This is a genomic window from Sulfitobacter noctilucicola, from assembly GCF_000622385.1.
In the GTDB taxonomy this organism is placed as follows: Bacteria; Pseudomonadota; Alphaproteobacteria; order Rhodobacterales; family Rhodobacteraceae; genus Sulfitobacter; species Sulfitobacter noctilucicola.
The window spans coordinates 1,824,809-1,842,506 of the sequence record NZ_JASD01000008.1; the positions used below are offsets into that span (position 1 = coordinate 1,824,809).

At 56.5% G+C, this 17,698-nt stretch carries 17 protein-coding genes; 8 read left to right on the forward strand and 9 right to left on the reverse strand.

Going from position 1 to position 17,698, the window contains the following annotated elements; translation table 11 throughout:
• Nucleotides 1-210 precede the first annotated feature (210 nt).
• The gene (locus Z946_RS0112605) at nucleotides 211-555 is read right to left on the reverse strand and encodes an H-NS histone family protein (protein ID WP_025056094.1); all 345 of its coding nucleotides are present in this window, start codon (nucleotides 553-555) and stop codon (nucleotides 211-213) included.
• A gap of 83 nt (nucleotides 556-638) precedes the next feature.
• Nucleotides 639-2,606: a protein meaA gene (locus tag Z946_RS0112610; protein WP_025056095.1), complete on the reverse strand. Its 1,968-nt coding sequence runs from the start codon at nucleotides 2,604-2,606 to the stop codon at nucleotides 639-641.
• 164 nt (nucleotides 2,607-2,770) lie between these two features.
• Between Z946_RS0112610 and Z946_RS0112615 the strand changes: the two genes are divergently transcribed.
• From Z946_RS0112615 to Z946_RS0112645, 8 genes are all read left to right on the forward strand, one after another.
• Nucleotides 2,771-3,571 carry a bestrophin-like domain gene (locus Z946_RS0112615; RefSeq protein ID WP_025056096.1) on the forward strand — a complete coding sequence of 267 codons (801 nt, stop codon included), beginning with the start codon at nucleotides 2,771-2,773 and terminating at the stop codon, nucleotides 3,569-3,571.
• Between the two features lie 115 nt (nucleotides 3,572-3,686).
• Nucleotides 3,687-5,081, forward strand: a complete 1,395-nt coding sequence (locus tag Z946_RS0112620) for a 1-acyl-sn-glycerol-3-phosphate acyltransferase (protein ID WP_025056097.1) — start codon at nucleotides 3,687-3,689, stop codon at nucleotides 5,079-5,081.
• A gap of 115 nt (nucleotides 5,082-5,196) precedes the next feature.
• Complete coding sequence (gene ccrA / locus Z946_RS0112625) at nucleotides 5,197-6,477, forward strand: crotonyl-CoA carboxylase/reductase (RefSeq protein ID WP_025056098.1); 1,281 nt, start codon at nucleotides 5,197-5,199, stop codon at nucleotides 6,475-6,477.
• Between the two features lie 216 nt (nucleotides 6,478-6,693).
• Complete coding sequence (locus tag Z946_RS21415; RefSeq protein WP_081780823.1) at nucleotides 6,694-6,900, forward strand: hypothetical protein; 207 nt, start codon at nucleotides 6,694-6,696, stop codon at nucleotides 6,898-6,900.
• On the forward strand, nucleotides 6,848-7,567 hold the full coding sequence (locus tag Z946_RS0112630) for a helix-turn-helix transcriptional regulator (protein WP_025056099.1): 720 nt from the start codon (nucleotides 6,848-6,850) through the stop codon (nucleotides 7,565-7,567). The genes Z946_RS21415 and Z946_RS0112630 overlap by 53 nt, the downstream gene beginning before the upstream one ends.
• Before the next feature lie 155 nt (nucleotides 7,568-7,722).
• Nucleotides 7,723-8,358, forward strand: coding sequence for an acyl-homoserine-lactone synthase (locus tag Z946_RS0112635; RefSeq protein ID WP_025056100.1), 636 nt, complete (start codon nucleotides 7,723-7,725; stop codon nucleotides 8,356-8,358).
• Nucleotides 8,359-8,409: 51 nt separating this feature from the next.
• A complete protein-coding gene (locus Z946_RS0112640; protein WP_025056101.1) occupies nucleotides 8,410-9,948 on the forward strand; it encodes an ATP-dependent DNA helicase in 1,539 nt (512 codons plus the stop codon).
• Complete coding sequence (locus tag Z946_RS0112645) at nucleotides 9,945-10,640, forward strand: SDR family oxidoreductase (protein ID WP_025056102.1); 696 nt, start codon at nucleotides 9,945-9,947, stop codon at nucleotides 10,638-10,640. The genes Z946_RS0112640 and Z946_RS0112645 overlap by 4 nt, the downstream gene beginning before the upstream one ends.
• Nucleotides 10,641-10,654: 14 nt before the next feature.
• Here the strand turns inward: Z946_RS0112645 and Z946_RS0112650 are convergent, their stop codons facing one another.
• The 7 genes from Z946_RS0112650 to Z946_RS0112680 all read right to left on the reverse strand — a co-directional run bounded on the left by Z946_RS0112650 (nucleotide 10,655) and on the right by Z946_RS0112680 (nucleotide 17,601).
• Complete coding sequence (locus Z946_RS0112650; protein WP_037969196.1) at nucleotides 10,655-11,413, reverse strand: TIGR02186 family protein; 759 nt, start codon at nucleotides 11,411-11,413, stop codon at nucleotides 10,655-10,657.
• Complete coding sequence (locus Z946_RS0112655) at nucleotides 11,413-12,324, reverse strand: sulfite exporter TauE/SafE family protein (protein ID WP_025056104.1); 912 nt, start codon at nucleotides 12,322-12,324, stop codon at nucleotides 11,413-11,415. The genes Z946_RS0112650 and Z946_RS0112655 overlap by 1 nt, the downstream gene beginning before the upstream one ends.
• 90 nt (nucleotides 12,325-12,414) lie before the next feature.
• Complete coding sequence (locus Z946_RS0112660) at nucleotides 12,415-13,383, reverse strand: ABC transporter permease (RefSeq protein ID WP_025056105.1); 969 nt, start codon at nucleotides 13,381-13,383, stop codon at nucleotides 12,415-12,417.
• Complete coding sequence (locus Z946_RS0112665) at nucleotides 13,383-14,513, reverse strand: ABC transporter permease (RefSeq protein ID WP_025056106.1); 1,131 nt, start codon at nucleotides 14,511-14,513, stop codon at nucleotides 13,383-13,385. Before Z946_RS0112665 ends, Z946_RS0112660 begins: the two co-directional genes overlap by 1 nt.
• 1 nt (nucleotide 14,514) lies before the next feature.
• On the reverse strand, nucleotides 14,515-16,152 hold the full coding sequence (locus tag Z946_RS0112670; protein WP_025056107.1) for an ABC transporter ATP-binding protein: 1,638 nt from the start codon (nucleotides 16,150-16,152) through the stop codon (nucleotides 14,515-14,517).
• Nucleotides 16,153-17,151: a BMP family lipoprotein gene (locus Z946_RS0112675; RefSeq protein WP_025056108.1), complete on the reverse strand. Its 999-nt coding sequence runs from the start codon at nucleotides 17,149-17,151 to the stop codon at nucleotides 16,153-16,155. It abuts the gene before it with no gap.
• A gap of 114 nt (nucleotides 17,152-17,265) precedes the next feature.
• Nucleotides 17,266-17,601, reverse strand: a complete 336-nt coding sequence (locus Z946_RS0112680; RefSeq protein ID WP_311733212.1) for a GNAT family N-acetyltransferase — start codon at nucleotides 17,599-17,601, stop codon at nucleotides 17,266-17,268.
• Between the last annotated feature and the right edge of the window lie 97 nt (nucleotides 17,602-17,698).

Here is a 17,698-nt window from a genome sequence, read left to right on the forward strand (position 1 = left end):
CACAGGTGAAGCAGAACCAAGTTTTGTTCAAGACAAAAACCAAAGCCTCAGCTATTGGCTGAAACCCGCCTAGCGATACTATTGGAGGTAGTGGCTCAGCGAAGCTGAAGCGGCACATTCAGGTGTATTTCGCGAATCAATCCTGTTTTCGGAAGCACCTAATTGTGCGGTGCGAAAGGATTGAAACCTCAACCCTTTCGCGAACCAGCGTCAAATACGCATATCATCAGGGTTTGTACCCTCGGATACCGCTGTGCGGTACCAATTGGGCTGACGCCCTTTTCCGGTCCAGGTCTGGCTGGGGTCGCTGGGGTTGGAGAACTGAGGTTTGGATTTCTTTACCGGTTTTTTAGGCCATTTTTTCATGGACTTACGTGCCGGTTTTTCCCCGTCGGACAGATCGCTAAGCGAGAAGCCGAATTCAGCTGCCGCTTTTTCCGCCGCTTTTTGCGCTTCACGGCGATCCCGTGCCTGTGCTGACAGCAACGCTTTCTTTACATCTTTAAGATGTTTTTCAAGCTCTTTGCGAGTCATTGATTTCAGATCTATTTGCATAGGATTAACCCCTTTTTCTGCATTTGACGCGAAAAGAGATAATCAATTGTCACCAGATGAAATAGATTCAGTTTTGTGTCAGCCTATTCAGCTGCCACCGGTTCGGGGTCAGCCAGTGTCACAATATCCTGCATGATCATATTCAGTTCAAAATCCTTGGGCGTATAAACACGTGCCACACCCATCGCTGTTAGGCGTGCGGCATCGTCATCAGGAATAATACCGCCAACAATTACTGGAATATGCCCGAGGCTCGCTTCGCGCATTTGTTTCATCAGGTCTTCGACCAATGGAATGTGCGAACCCGAAAGGATCGACAGGCCGACCACATGTGCCTCATCTGCCTGTGCGGCGCTGACGATTTCGGAAGGGGTCAGGCGGATGCCTTCATAGGCGATGTCCATACCGCAGTCGCGTGCACGTACTGCGATCTGCTCGGCCCCGTTTGAGTGGCCGTCCAGGCCCGGTTTGCCGACGAGGAACTTGAGGCGGCGACCCAGACGGTCGCTGACAGCATCCACGGCATTGCGCAGATCATCCAAACCTTCGGTCTTGTTCGATTGGCCCTTGGCCACACCGGTTGGCCCGCGGTATTCGCCATGAACGGCACGCATTTGCGCGGCCCATTCGCCGGTTGTGACACCTGCTTTGGCGGCTGCAACAGACGCTGGCATGACATTGCGCCCCTCGGCGGCGGCGGCACGCAGGTCCGCGAGTGCGGCCTTCACTGCTGCTTCATCACGCTCTGCACGCCATGCGTTCAGACGGTCAATCTGTTCGGCCTCAACGGCAGGGTCGACGACCATAATGCCGCCATCGCCGGTCATCAGTGGGGAAGGTTCGCCCTGCTGCCATTTATTCACGCCCACGACCACGGTTTCACCTGCTTCGATCCGGCCCAGGCGGTCTGAATTGCTCTCGACCAGACGGCCCTTCATGTAATCGATCGCGTCAATTGCGCCGCCCATGCCGTCAAGCAAGGCCAATTCGGCGCGCGCCCCTTCTTTCAATTCTTCGACCTTGGCATCCACCGCAGGGTTGCCATCAAAAAGATCGTCGAATTCGAGCAAATCCGTTTCATAGGCCAAAATCTGTTGCATGCGCATGGACCATTGCTGATCCCATGGACGCGGCAGGCCAAGCGCTTCGTTCCACGCTGGCAATTGGACGGCGCGGGCGCGGGCTTTTTTGGAAAGCGTGACGGCCAGCATTTCGATAAGGATACGGTAAACGTTGTTTTCAGGCTGCTGTTCGGTCAGGCCAAGCGAGTTCACCTGCACGCCATAGCGAAAACGGCGGTATTTCGGATCTGTTACGCCGTACCGCTTTTCGCAAATTTCGTCCCATAGATCGACGAAGGCGCGCATTTTGCACATCTCGGTGACGAAACGAATGCCTGCATTTACAAAGAACGAGATACGGCCAACGAGTGCCGGGAAGTCTTTTTCATCTACACGCGGACGCAACTGGTCCAATACGGCCGTTGCTGTCGCAAGTGCGAAAGCCAATTCCTGCTCCGGTGTCGCACCGGCTTCTTGCAGGTGATAGGAACACACGTTCATCGGGTTCCATTTGGGGACATTGGTATAACAATACTCTGCCACGTCCGCGATCATCTTGAGCGATGGTGCAGGCGGGCAAATATAGGTGCCGCGTGAGAGGTATTCTTTGATCAGGTCGTTCTGCACTGTGCCTTGCAGCTTCGAAATGTCCGCGCCTTGTTCTTCGGCCACAGCGATATAAAGCGACAAGAGCCAAGGTGCCGTCGCATTGATCGTCATCGACGTGTTCATCTGGTCCAGAGGAATGTCGCGGAAAAGCATCCGCATATCCCCTAGATGGCTGACGGGCACACCAACTTTACCGACCTCGCCGCGCGACAGGATATGATCGCTGTCATAGCCTGTTTGAGTGGGCAGATCGAAGGCAACGGACAGACCGGTCTGCCCTTTGGCCAGATTGGACCGGTAGAGCGCGTTAGAGGCCTCGGCAGTGGAGTGGCCGGCGTATGTCCGGATCAACCAGGGGCGGTCTTTTTTCTGCTCAGTCATCTACGGCTCCATGGATCGAGGGGGCAAGAATATTGCGTGCAGGGGTACATATGAGACATTTTATGCTAATGTCAATTCGCTGCGTTGCGGCATGGTGCGACAGAGATTGACGAAAGGCAAGCGCAGGCATAGGCGCGGCCCAAGAGTAGCCTGCGAGTCTTCTTATGGGATCAAATGAATTGATGTACGACATTCCAAGCCCGTTAATTTCTTTGTGTCTCTTGGGACTGATGATGTTGGCGATGTGGCTGGGGTACCGTATCGGATTTCGCCGCCAGCATTCGGAAACCGAACAGACCAGAGCGCAGACCATCGCGGTGCAGGGATCTTTGCTGGGACTTTTGGCCTTGCTGCTTGGTTTTACGTTTTCCATCTCATTATCGCGACATGATGCCCGCTCTACTTCGGTCGTCGCCGAAGCCAATGCAATTGGTACGGCTTGGTTGCGATTGGACTTTTTGGAAGGCGCATCCAAGACGCAGGCGAAAGTGGCGCTGCTCAAATACACCAGATTGCGGGTTGAGGCTGGTAAATTGTCGGCGGATCAACATCGCGAACGCGCACTTTATACGACAAACGCCGAAGCCGCATTTGCCGATGTCTGGAGCCTTGCCGCGACAAACGCACGTGATCCGGGCGGTCCGGTAGCGGTGTCGCTGACAAATGCGCTGAACGATATGATTGACGCGCTGGCGTCACGCAATGCAGCACTGGACAGGCATGTGCCAGAAATCGTGCTGATCATGCTTTTCGTCACCTTCATCCTTTCAGGTGCGATGTTGGGCTTTTCCGCCGGGGGCAACGGGTCGAAACCGGCAACGCCCGTCTACCTGATGCTGACGCTGATCGTGGTCTTGGTGTTTCTTATCGTCGATCTGGACAGGCCCCGTCGTGGTATTATCGAGGTTGATCAAAGCCCGATGCAGAACCTGCTGACATCGTTTCAGGCACCGCAGTCCCAGTGATCGCGGTGCAAGCGGGCAACAGGCCGCAGTCCGTTTTCTGTAGAACGGCGCGGTGGGGCGGTCGTCGCGCCATCATATGTTGTCCTTGGGGCATGACACTGCAAATGTGTGCGCCATGACGCAAACTGTCCAATTGCCGCTTTGGCTTTTTATTCTGATCCTGCTTTTTGCGGCTGTGACGGCGCTTAGCCATTTGCTGCTGCCATCTGTCAGGTGGTTTTTCCGCCGTCGGCTGGAGCGCGCGGTCAAGCAGTTGAACACCCGTCTCAAGCGGCCGATCGAGCCGTTCAAACTGGCGCGGCGCTATGACATGATCCAGCGGCTGATTTACGATCCCGAAGTGTCGAAAGAGATCGTGGCCTATGCCCGCAAGAACGGCGTGCCCGAGAACGTGGCGTTTGAGAAAGCGCGCGAATATGCGCGGGAAATCGTGCCGAGCTTTTCAGCCTTTGCCTATTTCAGTTTCGGCATCCGGCTGACGCGTTTGCTGGCCAAGTCGGTGTACCGGATTGAAACGGCCGATACCAACGACGCGGTGTTCAATAGCATCCCAAAGGACGCAACGGTTGTCTTTGTGATGAACCATCGCAGCAATATGGACTACGTACTGGTAACCTATCTGGCGGCACGGGATTCCGCGCTGTCTTATGCGGTGGGGGAGTGGGCGCGTGTCTGGCCGCTGAGCTGGCTTATCAAGTCACTTGGTGCCTACTTTATCAGACGCCGTTCTCGCGGTGCGCTTTATCGTAAGGTATTGGCACGCTACGTCCAGATGGCGACCGAGGGTGGTGTTAATCAGGCTTTCTATCCCGAAGGTGGCTTGAGCCTGAACGGTAAGCTGCAAGAACCCAAAATGGGTTTGATGTCCTATCTTGTCGAAGGGTTCGACCCCGAGGGCGAGCGGGACGTTGTTTTTGTGCCGGTAGCCATCAATTATGACCGCGTGCTGGAAGACCTTGTGTTGATCGCTGCGGATGAACGCGGCGACAGACGTTTCGGTGCACGCATATCCGTGGTGGTGGGGTTCATTCTGCGCAAGCTGTGGCAGCGCCTGACATGGCAGGAAACGCGGTTTGGCACGGCGGCTGTGACCTTTGGCCCGCCGCTCTCCATGCGCGAGGCGGGGCAGGACGCGAGTGTCGAGGCATTGTCAGAGCAGTTGATGGGCCGCATCGGCGATGTGATGCCGATACTGGCTGTGCCTGCGGTTTGCCATCTGTTGCTGGCGCACAAGGAGCTTTCAGAGGATATCTTGCGTAGCAAGGTGAAGGCGCTTTTTGATGCGGCACCTTCGGCCTACGAAGTCATAGATGCGGAGGCCCTGCCGATTCAGGTCACACGTGCATTGAGCGGGCTCGAGGCGCGGGGGCTGATCGCAAAACAGGGCGGAACATGGTCTGCGGTTGCTGACCAGACCGCTGTGCTTCGCTTCTACGCGAATTCAATCGCACAGCGTGTGGATGGCAATGCTGCGATTGCATCCGAAATTTCTGCACCTGCTGGGTCATAAAATTACAAAAACTGCGGTTCTGGTGTTGCATTATTGCGTATCGCAAAATATCCCAACAGGATAACAGCGCGATTCTGCATTGCGGCAATTTATCCAGATCCGACAGGAGGCCCCCATGGCACTTGATTCAAACATCGCTCAGTACGATGCACCTGAGAAGGACCTCTACGAGGTCGGCGAGATGCCCCCGATGGGCCACGTCCCAAAGCAGATGTATGCTTGGGCCATCCGCCGTGAACGGCACGGCGATCCTGATACTGCGATGCTGAAAGAAGTCGTCGATGTGCCAGAGCTAGACAGCCAGGATGTGCTGGTCCTCGTTATGGCGGCGGGTGTGAACTACAACGGCGTCTGGGCAGCACTAGGTCAGCCCATCAGCCCGTTTGACGGTCATAAGCAGCCCTATCACATCGCAGGCTCTGATGCGGCGGGCATCGTCTGGGCGGTTGGTGACAAAGTAAAGCGCTGGAAAGTCGGCGACGAAGTGGTGATCCACTGCAATCAGGACGATGGTGACGATGAGGAATGTAACGGTGGCGACCCGATGTATTCCCCGACACAGCGCATCTGGGGCTATGAAACACCGGATGGATCGTTCAGCCAGTTTACGCGCGTGCAGTCTCAGCAGCTGATGCCGCGGCCCAAGCACCTGACATGGGAAGAGGCGGCGTGTTATACGCTGACGCTCGCCACTGCGTACCGGATGCTTTTTGGCCACGAGCCGCATGACCTCAAGCCCGGACAGAACGTACTGGTCTGGGGCGCGTCAGGCGGTCTGGGATCTTATGCAATCCAGCTGATTAATACGGCGGGTGCTAACGCGATCGGCGTGATCTCCGATGAAAGCAAACGCGATTTTGTGATGGATCTGGGTGCCAAGGGCGTTCTGAACCGTAAGGACTTCAACTGCTGGGGCCAACTTCCCAAGGTGGGCAGCGACGAATACGCCACATGGTTTGCCGAGACGCGCAAGTTCGGCAAAGCGATCTGGGACATCACCGGCAAGGGTGTGAATGTCGACATGGTGTTCGAGCATCCCGGCGAGTCGACTTTTCCTGTTTCGACCTTCGTGGTCAAAAAGGGCGGTATGGTTGTGATCTGCGCGGGCACCACCGGCTTTAATCTCACATTCGACGTCCGTTATATGTGGATGCACCAGAAACGTCTGCAGGGCAGCCACTTTGCCCATCTCAAGCAGGCATCTGCGGCGAACAAGCTGATGCTTGAGCGGCGTCTTGATCCGTGCATGTCCGAGGTATTCGCCTGGGATGACCTGCCAGAAGCCCATATGAAAATGATGCGCAACGAGCATAAGCCCGGCAACATGTCTGTTTTGGTGCAGTCGCCCAAAACCGGACTGCGCACGCTGGAAGACGCATTGGAAGCACGTAAGTAAACGCGAACTGTTTCCAATATAGAGACAAAGGCCTGCGAATCAGCTACTGATTCGCAGGCCTTTTTTGTGGCCTTTTTCCACCATCCAATTAAATCAAGCAGTTAAAACGCGGCTCCTCCCTATAACTGGGGAGTGGAAACCAGCGAATTTTGCACATTTTAGATACATGCTAAGGTTGTGTTAACGATCTGTTAACCATTTGAAGGAGAGTCTCGTATGCGTAGTGACTGGATTTTGGACGTTCTCGCCGATTTAAAGACATTTGCATTGTCGGTCGACCTGCACGCCTTGGCGGAACAGTTAGATGACACCGCAATCGTCGCCATGGCCGAGATCGCGTCCTTGGACGAAAGGACGAAGACACAACTAAATGGGCAACAAAAAGCAACTGGAATTCATTCTGGAGAGTTTGGAACAAGCTGATACGCTTGCCGGTCTTCAGACGGCATCAGAAGACCTTCAACGTAATCTTGGCATAAAACACGTAGCGTATCATTGGGTGGATTCCGCCGGAGACCAATATGGATGCGGGACTTATTCGCTCGATTGGCAAGCCCGCTACATCGAACAGAATTACGTCAGGATTGATCCTGTCATCAGTGGCTGCTTCCAAAGGTTTCACCCCGTAGACTGGAAGCAACTGGATTGGTCGTCTAAAGCCACTCGCGCCTTTCAGGCCGAAGCGATTGAATACGGTGTCGGCAATCAAGGCTATTCAATTCCGGTCAGGGGTCCAAATGGACAATTCGCCCTGTTTACAGTCAATGACAGTTGTGAAGACGACACTTGGGCGACATTCACCGAAGACAAGCGGCCCGAATTGATTCTGATTGCGCATTTCCTCAATGAAAAAGCGCTCGATCTTGAACCCGGACGGACGCCAGAGGCGGTGCAGCCGCTCTCGCCACGGGAAGTCGACGCCATCACGCTGCTCGCCATCGGGTACAGCCGTGCGCAGGTCGCGGACAGTTTATCGATCTCTGAGCATACATTGCGAGTCTATATTGAGAGCGCAAGGTTCAAATTGGGGGCGATTAACACAACCCATGCGGTAGCGCGAGCATTAAGTCGGGGACTTATTGTAGTATAAGGCAATTATGGGTTGAGTGTGGCAAAAATATTCCCGAAATTGGGAGGGTGACAGATGTTGCCCTAGTCCACTTAGCACCGAGCGCTGGATTACATCAGCGTTAAGGGGCGCTGCGGTAACTCTTTGGTCATACCTGAGACAACCCGGAGAGTCCGATGCTGCGATACCTCTACGCCGATCAACTGTACAAACACCCCAAACTGGCCCGCGCAATGTTCTTGGATCGGGCTGACCAGTTTCGAACCCGTTTGGGCTGGGATGTCGCAGTGGATGCCGACGGGGGCGAGCGGGATGAATACGACGAGATGAACCCCCTTTACGTGATCTGGGAAGAACCGGGTGGCGGGCACGGTGGCTCCATGCGTTTTTTGCCAACGACGGGTTCTGTGATGATCAACGACCATTTCGGCGACTTGATTGATGGGCCGGTTTGCAGTCCGCTCATTTGGGAATGCACACGGTTCTGCCTTAAGCGCGGCGCGGGCGGACATGTTGCGGCGGCCTTGATGCTTGGCGGGGGCGAGATCATGCAGGGGTATGGTATCAAACACTTTGTCGGTGTCTTCGATGCTCGCATGATACGGATCTATCGGATGATCGGTTCGTCGCCTGAAGTGCTCGGCAGTCAGGGCACCGGAAAGGATCAAATCTCGGTCGGTTTGTGGGATTTCACGCTGGAGGCACAGGCGCAGATCGCGGAGCGGGCAGGCATTACGCTAGAACAGTCGCGGTTCTGGTTTGATCAGGGCTTGGGAAATATTCGAAACCAGCCATGGGTAAAAACCGCCTGAGATTGCGCAATCGCGCTGGTTCACCAAGGCCATTGTCCTTAGACATGCCACATGACCACCGCACTTACGTATTCTGACGATCAGGCCGCCGCCTATGACGGTGTGGCAGACATGCTGCGCAGTGCAGGGATTGACCTGTCCGACAGTCTTCTGATGCCGCCAGCGGGTGGGGCGGATCAGGTGATGGCTGTGACGGGCAAGGCGGGGTCGGGCAAAACCCTTTTGCTTGCAGAACTTTATAAGGCGCTTGAGGCGGCTGGCGTTGCCATCGTCTCGGGCGATTATGAAAGCCGCAAGAAGGGTGACAAGCGCACGCTGGCCATTCTGGCCCCCACAAACAAAGCGGCATCGGTTCTGCGTCTGCGCGGCGTGCCTGCTACGACCATTCACCGTATCCTCTATACGCCTGTCTACGATCCCGAATATGAACGGATTGCGGAATGGCTGGCTGGCAGCGGCGAACGGCCCGTTGATGTAGAAGGGTTGACCGAGATTGCCCTTGATCGGGCAGCGGCCTTTTATGCGGGTAACAAATCCATCCCCGGGGCACTTGCGGCCGCCGGATTGCGCGGGTCCGATTTTATCACCGGATGGAAACGGCGCGAAGAGCCGCTGGACATCGGCTTTGTCGATGAATCCTCGATGTTGGACGACAAGCAATTCGAGGACCTGAAGGAAATCTTTCCGACTCTGTTGTTGTTTGGTGATCCTGCACAGCTGGCCCCTGTGAACCAGTCCGGCACCATGGTTTTCGAAAAACTGCCCGAGAAACGGGTGATGAACCTGAACCGAATTTTTCGTCAGGATGCAGGCAACCCGATCCTTGATCTGGCCCATGCGCTGGCCGACCCCGATTTGGGGTTTGAGCAGTTTGAGCGGATGGTCGAAGAGGCTGCCCAAAAGGATGACCGCGTTGTTTGGGGGCAACGTGTAGAAGTCGATCTGATGGCACGCTCGCCTGTGCTGGTCTGGCGCAATGCCACGCGCATCCGGCTGATTAATGCGTTCCGATCGGTCCACGGTGCCCCGGAAGATGCCCTGCTCGCAGGCGAGCCGCTGATCTGTGACGGAATTGAATTGCCGTTGAAACACCGCAAAAAGAGGCTGGATCTGGAGGCGCGTGGCCTGATTAAAGGCGCGCAGGTCATCTTCTTGGGGGAAGGGCGCAAACCCGGCTTCAGTCGGCTGCATGTGATGGGGGCCGAAGACCCGCAGGTTAGTGCCGCTTCCATAGTGAAGATCGAAAAGCCCGACGAGGAAGAACCTTTCATTCCCTTTGCCGCCCGTATGGGAGCGACATTCTTGCACGGTGCCGCCGTGACGATCCATAAGGCGCAAGGGTCGCAATGGGAGACAGTTCAGGTGTTTGCACCCGATCTATATGCCGCTGCGCGTATGGGCCGGATGGAAGCAGGTCAACCCTTGTGGAAACGCCTTGCATATGTTGCGATCACCCGCGCACAGGAACGATTGGTCTGGGTGGTGCGAAACCGGCTTTCAAAACCGACAGGACCGCTGGTGGTGGACGATCTGCGCGCCGCACCTGCCGCACCGCTTACCCTAGATGCCCAAACGGAGGATATGTTGTGAAACGCATTGTGATTACCGGTGCCAGTTCCGGCGTTGGCCGCGCCACAGCAGAGCTGTTTTTGCAGGAGGGCTGGCACGTAGGGCTGATCGCCCGCCGCGCTGATATCTTGAACGAGATGGCAGCAGAGCACGAGAATGCGGTCGCCTTGCCTGCGGATGTTACGGATGCAACCGCGTTGGAGCAGGCTTTCACGGAATTCGGCCCACTGGACGTTCTTTTTAACAATGCGGGGATGTTCGGCCCAAGCGCCCCGATTGACGAGATTGCTATCGCAGACTGGGAACAGGTGATGATGGTCAACCTGCATGGCATGTTTCTGGCCGCACGACTGGCGTTTGCCGCAATGCGCAAGAACGCGGGCGGTCGGATCATCAACAACGGTTCGATCTCTGCCCACACCCCGCGGCCCGGGTCGGTCTGCTATACGACGACGAAACACGCAATCACCGGCATGACCAAATCGCTGTCACTGGACGGCAGGCCCTTCGACATCGCTTGTGGCCAGATCGACATCGGCAATGCAGAAACAGAGATGGTGGCGGGACTGAAAAAGATAAGCCCCGAGACACATACGATGGATGTGGCCCATGCGGCAAATGCCGTGCTTCACATGGCGACGCTACCACCCGAAGCGAACGTTCAGTTCATGACTGTGATGGCGACCAAGATGCCGTTCATCGGGCGCGGCTAGCGAAGCCAGGCCTCTTAGCGGCGGAAGGCGGAGAAAACGGCCGATGCGCCCCAGCCTGCGGCAATGGCGATGGCGAGCGACATCAGACCATAAAGGAATGCATTCTCTCGAGAGAGGTTGAACAGCCAGCGCTCCATCCCGACTTTGCGGACATAGATGCTCGTATCGTGCTTCGATACGACCTCGCCGCCGCGTGTCAGAAAGATGCGGGTCTGATAGTCGCCTTCAGTCAAGGCGGACGGCAGTTTGATCGCGGTGCGGAAAAGAGTCTGCTCGTCAACGCTCACGGTACCTTCGTTCAGTTGGTACTGGTCTGACCGCTTCTTGATGCGGATCAGTGCTTCGGAGAAGGTGGCGCTGTTGGTGATATTCATCGGCGCACCGACCGACCGGATTGCGCGAGGGATGGAGACTTTGTGACGCTGGTCCTCGGTCTCCGAGATCGAAAGACCCAAAAGGGTACTGCTTGAGACAGCATAGAAGCTGGGCGCGCTATCGACATCGACAGCATCAGTGTTCACCCAGATGCCGAACCGCTTTTCCTTGCGCCGGACAGTAACGGTTTCCGACGGTCCCGCGACGGTAACGATCACCTGCAAGCGGGGCGTGTCGGGGATAGGTTTCTCGCGTTTGACAGCACCGAAAATCAAGATTTCGGACCCGTCAAAACTGGTATTGATCGACACCTGATCCTTGCTCAGCCCAAGGACGACCTCTTCTGCAAACACAGGCGATGCAACGAGCAAAAGGATTGAGAGGGCCAGCGCGCGCATCAGTGACCCGCCACGCCAAGGGAGTAAAGCTCGGTCGGTTGCAACAGCAGGTCCATCGCCAGTTTACCACAGACCGCCAGCACCATCAGGGCCAGCAGGATGCGCAATTGCTCGGCCTTCATCTTGACGCCGATGCGCGTGCCGATCTGTGCGCCGATGACACCGCCAACCAACAGCAGAACCGCCAGTACAATATCGACCGTAAAGTTGGTGGTAGCGTGAAGCATCGTTGTGAATGCGGTCACGAAAATAATCTGAAACAGGGATGTCCCGACCACGACCTTGGTGGGCATACCGAGGAGATAGATCATCGCGGGCACCATGATGAAGCCGCCACCAACACCCATGATCGCGGCCAGAATACCCACCGCCACACCAACGATGAGCGGTGGAATGACCGAGATATAAAGCCCAGAGACGCGGAACCGCATCTTGAAGGGCAGGCCGTGGATCCAGTTGTGTTTCTTGCGCGGGGCGGGTTTGCCCTTTTTGGTATTGCGGATTGCATTGAGCGATTCAATGAACATCAGGCCGCCGATCACGCCCAGAAAGACCACATAACAAAGCTTGACCAGCAGATCGACCTGACCCTGCGCCTTGAGGTAGTTGAACACCAGCACGCCCAAGGCGGCACCGATCAAGCCCCCTATCAGCAGGACGGTGCCCATCCTGAGATCCACCGTCTTTCGTTTGAAATGGGCAAGGACGCCTGAGAATGAAGACGCGACGATCTGGTTCGCTTCGGTTGCCACGGCCACGGCGGGCGGGATACCGATAAAGAACAAGAGAGGTGTCATCAGGAAGCCGCCGCCGACCCCGAACATCCCGGACAATATGCCAACCAACCCACCCAGCCCCAAAAGAAGGAAGGCGTTAACCGATACTTCGGCGATAGGAAGGTATATCTGCATGTGTTCCCTTAGCGCGGCTCAGGTTTTGAATCAACGTCCTGTGCCGCTTTGCAGCATGCAGGACTGACACAGCGCGGTAAACTGGTCTTATTAACGTTCCTTCACATATGGCTCGCCACCGGCGCGGGGCGGGATGGCCTTGCCTACAAATCCGGCAAGGATAATCACTGTCATCAAATAGGGCAGCGCGCCCAGCAACTGGCCCTGAACCTTCATGCCAATCACCGCTTCGATCACGTCAGGGCGGGTTTCAAGCGCGCCGAACAGACCAAAGAGCAGGGTGGCCCACAGCGCGTGCCATGGTCTCCATTTGGCAAAAATCAGTGCCGCAAGTGCAATGAAGCCACGACCGGCGGACATGTCTTTTACAAAACCGGCCTGAAGCGCGGTGCTGAGATACGCGCCGGCAATCCCGCACAGGATGCCGCAGATGCCCACCGCCGCATAACGTAGACCAACGACCGAAATGCCGGCAGTATCTACAGATGCGGGGTTTTCACCGACCGCACGCAGGCGCAGGCCAAAGCGGGTACGATACAAGATCCACCAGCTGAGAGGTACGGCAGCAAGCGCCATATAGACCAGTATCGAGTGCCCTGAGATCAGTTCGGCGTAAAGCGGGCCAATGAAAGGCACGTCGGCGATCGCCTCTGCGCCGGGCAGGGTGATCCCTTCAAAGCGGGCACCCCCCATCAGCGACGGCGTGCGCCCGCCTTGTTTGAACCAGCCTTGCGCGATTAGAACGGTCATACCGGCCGCAAGGAAGTTGATCGCCACACCCGAGATCAGCTGGTTGCCGCGAAACGTGATAGAGGCGAGGCCGTGCAAGGCAGAGAGCGCCAGTGACGCGCCGATACCTGCAAGAAGACCCAGCCAGACAGAGCCGCTGAGCGCTGCGATGGCTGCGGAAAAGAACGCGGCGGCCAGCATCTTGCCCTCAAGCCCGATGTCAAAAATACCCGCACGTTCGCTGAACAGACCGGCAAGACATGCCAGCAGTAACGGCGTGGCAAGGCGCACGGTAGAATCGAGAAGTTGGATGAGCGTGAGATAATCCATTATTCAGCAGGCTCCACCGGCTTGCGCTCAGGCTTTGGGGCACGCGCACGGCGCACAGCCAGAAACATTTTCTCAAGCGGCATGCGCACCATATTGTCGAGCGCACCCGTGAACAGAATGACCAAGGCTTGAATGACCACTATGAGCTCGCGGGGGATAGATGTCCAAAGCGCCAGTTCAGCGCCGCCTTGATACAAAAATCCGAACAGGATTGCCGCGATAAAGACACCCAAGGGGTGTGACCGGCCCATCAGTGCAACAGCGATACCGATGAAACCGGCACCTTCGGTAGAGTTCAGAACCAGCCGCTCCGCCTCTCCCATTACGTTGTTGATGGCCATCATGCCCGCCAATGCACCCGAGATGATCATGGCGACCATGGTGATCTTGACCGGAGAGATGCCAGCGTATTTTGCCGCTGATTCCGAATGACCATAGGCGCGGATTTCATAGCCCAGACGGGTGCGCCAAATCAGCACCCAAAGCCCGACACAGGCAGCAGCCGCGACCAGAAGGGATACGTTTGCAGGTGCCGCTTTGGAAAATTCGATGCCAAGCGGGGCCAACAGATCGTGCAACGTCGGTAGTTGCGTCGCTTCGGGGAAGCGGGCTGTGGCCGGATCCATCTGGCCCTTGGGGCGCAGAAGGTTAACCAGAACGTAATTCAGCAAAGCCGCGGCAATAAAGTTGAACATGATCGTGGTGATAACGATATGGCTGCCGCGTTTGGCTTGTAACCACGCAGGTATCGCGGCCCAGATTGCACCAAACAGGGCGGCCATCGCAGTGGCACCAACCAGCGCAAGCGACCAATGGGGCCAGGGTATGTAGAGGCAGGCGAGGGCAACACCCAATCCACCCAGCATTGCCTGTCCTTCACCGCCGATGTTGAACAGCCGCGCGTGAAAGGCAATCGCGACAGCCAGTCCGGTGAACATGAAGTTCGTGGCGTAATAGAGCGTATATCCCCAGCCGTAAGTCGACCCCAGCGCACCGGTGATCATCAGCTTGACCGCAGCGATAGGGTCTTCGCCGATGGCAAGAATGACGAGGGCGGAAATGATCGCAGCGAGCAACAGGGAGATGAGTGGCACGAGGATCACCTCGGCCCACTTGGGCATTACATCCATTTCACACCTCCTTGTGCGGGTCGCCGCCGGCGTGCGCCAGGTTGGCTTCGACCTCGGCCACTGAATGGGGCGCGTTTGTATCGGTGATACCGGCCATCAGAAGACCCAGTTCTTTTTCGTCCGTGTCTTCCGGCAGGCGTTCACCCATTACACGACCGTCAAACATGACTGCAATCCGGTCGCTCAGCGCCAGGATTTCTTCCAGCTCGACCGAGACCAGAAGGATGGCCTTGCCCTGATCGCGCAAAGCAACGATCTGCTGGTGAATAAACTCAATTGCGCCAATATCAACGCCGCGCGTTGGCTGCCCTACAAGCAACAGGTCGGGGTTGCGTTCAATCTCGCGGGCCAGAACGATCTTTTGCTGGTTACCGCCAGAAAAGTTCTTGGCGGCCAGCTTGGGATTTGGTGGGCGCACGTCAAAGCGCTCCATCTTTTCTGCCGTATCATTGCGGATTGCCGCGTTGTTCATGAGAACACCGGCGCGATATTCAGGATCGTGGTGGTAGCCGAAGGCGGTGTTTTCCCAAGCCTGATAGTCCATGATCAGGCCTTCACGTTGACGGTCCTCGGGAACGTGTGCGATGCCGCGTGCACGCCGTGATTGGCCATCCGAGTGGCGACCTGTCAAATCAAGCGATTGCCCGTTGAGGCGTACTTCGCCGGTGCCGTCCGCATAACCGCCCAGCACCTCAAGCAGCTCTGACTGGCCGTTGCCCGCAACACCGGCAATGCCCAGCACTTCGCCCGCACGCACTTGCAGATCAATCCCGCGCAAACGCTCAACGCCTTTTTCGTCAACGACCTTTAGGTTTTTGATGTCGAGCACCACGTCCCCCGGAGTGGCGGGCTTTTTGTCGACACGCAGCAGAACCTTGCGCCCGACCATCAGCTCGGCCAGTTCCTGTGGTGATGTGTCTTGTGTCCGCACCGTTGCGGTCATTTCGCCACGGCGCATCACGCTGACCGTATCGGTGATTTCCATGATCTCGCGCAGCTTGTGGGTGATCAGGATGATGGTTTTACCCTCGGAGCGCAGACGGCCCAGAATGCGGAACAACTGGTCCGCTTCAGCCGGTGTCAGAACGCCTGTCGGTTCGTCCAGAATGAGGATATCCGCCTGACGGTAGAGGGCCTTTAGAATCTCGACGCGCTGTTGCATGCCGACGCCAATGTCCTGCACCAAGGCGTCAGGCTCAACGTTCAGCCCGTAATCTTCGGCCAGTTCCAGCAAGGTACGCCGCGCTTTGGCCAGTGACGGTTTCAGCAACCGCCCGTCTTCGGCACCCAGAATGATGTTCTCCAGGACCGTAAAATTCTCAACCAGTTTGAAGTGCTGGAACACCATACCGATGCCCGCAGCAATCGCCGCCTGACTGTCAGGTATTTCTTTCTTTGATCCGTTGATCCAGATCTCGCCTTTGTCGGCTTTGTAGAAACCGTAAAGGATCGACATGAGTGTCGATTTGCCCGCGCCGTTCTCTCCGATGATCCCATGGATCGTACCGGGCATGACGCGGATTGAGATGTCTTTGTTGGCCTGTACGGGTCCGAAGGCCTTGGATATGCCCTTCAGCTCGATTGCTGGCACGTCAGGAGCGGCAGTTGCCTGCCGCTCCAATGTTGTTTCCTGCGTCACTTAGAAGTCCAGTGCGGGGCAGCTATCGTTCGCATAGTAGCTGGTCACTTCGATTTCGCCGTCGATGATCTTCTGACGGGCCTCATCTACAGCTGCTTTCATCTCGTCTGTGATCAGCGGGCCATTGTTGTCATCCAGCGCATAGCCAACACCTTCTTCGGCCAGACCAAGAGTGAAGACACCTGTTTCAAGGTCATCACCTGCGGCCAGTGCGTCATAAACGGCAACATCAACACGCTTGAGCATGGAGGTCAGAACCTTGCCCGGGTGCAGGTGGTTCTGGTTGCTGTCCACACCAATAGAGAGTATGTTTTCGTCCGCAGCAGTTTGCAGCACACCGACGCCTGTGCCACCGGCAGCAGCATAAACAACGTCAGCACCTTGTGAAATCTGCGCTTTTGTCAGCTCGGACCCTTTTACCGGGTCATTCCATGCGGCAGGTGTCGTACCTGTCATGTTTGCAATCACGGTCGCATCGGCATTTACAGCTTTAGCACCCTGCGCATAGCCGCAACCGAAGTGGCGGATCAGCGGGATGTCCATGCCACCGATAAAGCCGACTGTGCCGCTCTTGGAAGCCATCGCTGCAAGCATACCAACAAGGTAGGAGCCTTCATGCTCGGCAAAGCCGATCTGGCGGATGTTCGGGTTTTCCAACCATGTCACGTCGATGGCGACAAAGTTGGTGTCGGGGTAATCAGCCGCAACGGAGGACAGCGGGTCTGCCATCGCGAAACCCATTGTGATGATCGGGTTTGAACCTGCTTCGGCAAAACGGCGCAGGGCCTGCTCGCGCTGTGCTTCTGACTGAAGCTCGATCTCGCGGTAGTTCAGGCCGGTTTCTTCCTGCCAGCGCTGCGCACCGTTGTGAGCTGCTTCGTTGAAGGATTTGTCGAACTTGCCGCCAAGGTCAAAAATCAGAGCAGGCTCTGCCAGTGCAGCACCGGCGCTTAGCGCGACGGCGGCGGCAGCGCCCAGAAATTTTGTCATAAGGGTCATGTGGTATCTCCCGGTTTTTCCATATTGGGGCAGAGCCAGCAGTGGCCCCTTGCCCACGATCGTCAGATCATTGCCAATTTAGGCGGGAGTAGGGGGGGAGGGTCAACCGATTCCTCAAGTGGGAGGGTGTAAAACACCATGATGACCAAGGGTTAAGTCGCGTCGCATGACGATCGCGTCCGCAGGTGCCGCGTTCTTGCGCATGTAATAGCCCTTGCGGCGCCCGACTTCGGCAAACCCTTCGGCGGTATAGAGTGCATGTGCACCGGCATTGTCAGCAGCAACTTCGAGAAATGCCACGTCAGCCTGCGCCCGCGCAGCTGTTAGCCAAGCCCGCGTAAGTTTGCGTCCCAACCCGCAGCGCTGATGGTCCGGATCCACGGCAAGGGTCAGAAGCTCGCTCTCTCCGGCGACGGTACGCGCGAGGGCGAAACTGTGTTCGTCTGTCAAAAGCGAAACGTGATCTGAGTTCAGCAGAGAGGCAAACTCGTCCGATGACCAGGGGCGTTCGTGAACAAACGCCGCAGCGTGCAATGCTGCGAGTGCT

Bases quoted from the DNA above. Each gene is read 5' to 3' on its own strand.
- Z946_RS0112610 (WP_025056095.1), bottom strand. From the start codon at position 2,606: ATGACTGAGCAGAAAAAAGACCGCCCCTGGTTGATCCGGACATACGCC.
- Z946_RS0112620 (WP_025056097.1), top strand. From the start codon at position 3,687: ATGACGCAAACTGTCCAATTGCCGCTTTGGCTTTTTATTCTGATCCTG.
- Z946_RS0112635 (WP_025056100.1), top strand. From the start codon at position 7,723: ATGCTGCGATACCTCTACGCCGATCAACTGTACAAACACCCCAAACTG.
- Z946_RS0112665 (WP_025056106.1), bottom strand. From the start codon at position 14,513: ATGGATGTAATGCCCAAGTGGGCCGAGGTGATCCTCGTGCCACTCATC.
- Z946_RS0112640 (WP_025056101.1), top strand. From the start codon at position 8,410: ATGACCACCGCACTTACGTATTCTGACGATCAGGCCGCCGCCTATGAC.
- ccrA (WP_025056098.1), top strand. From the start codon at position 5,197: ATGGCACTTGATTCAAACATCGCTCAGTACGATGCACCTGAGAAGGAC.
- Z946_RS0112650 (WP_037969196.1), bottom strand. From the start codon at position 11,413: ATGCGCGCGCTGGCCCTCTCAATCCTTTTGCTCGTTGCATCGCCTGTG.
- Z946_RS0112675 (WP_025056108.1), bottom strand. From the start codon at position 17,151: ATGACCCTTATGACAAAATTTCTGGGCGCTGCCGCCGCCGTCGCGCTA.
- Z946_RS0112655 (WP_025056104.1), bottom strand. From the start codon at position 12,324: ATGCAGATATACCTTCCTATCGCCGAAGTATCGGTTAACGCCTTCCTT.
- Z946_RS0112630 (WP_025056099.1), top strand. From the start codon at position 6,848: ATGGGCAACAAAAAGCAACTGGAATTCATTCTGGAGAGTTTGGAACAA.
- Z946_RS21415 (WP_081780823.1), top strand. From the start codon at position 6,694: ATGCGTAGTGACTGGATTTTGGACGTTCTCGCCGATTTAAAGACATTT.
- Z946_RS0112605 (WP_025056094.1), bottom strand. From the start codon at position 555: ATGCAAATAGATCTGAAATCAATGACTCGCAAAGAGCTTGAAAAACAT.
- Z946_RS0112660 (WP_025056105.1), bottom strand. From the start codon at position 13,383: ATGGATTATCTCACGCTCATCCAACTTCTCGATTCTACCGTGCGCCTT.
- Z946_RS0112615 (WP_025056096.1), top strand. From the start codon at position 2,771: ATGGGATCAAATGAATTGATGTACGACATTCCAAGCCCGTTAATTTCT.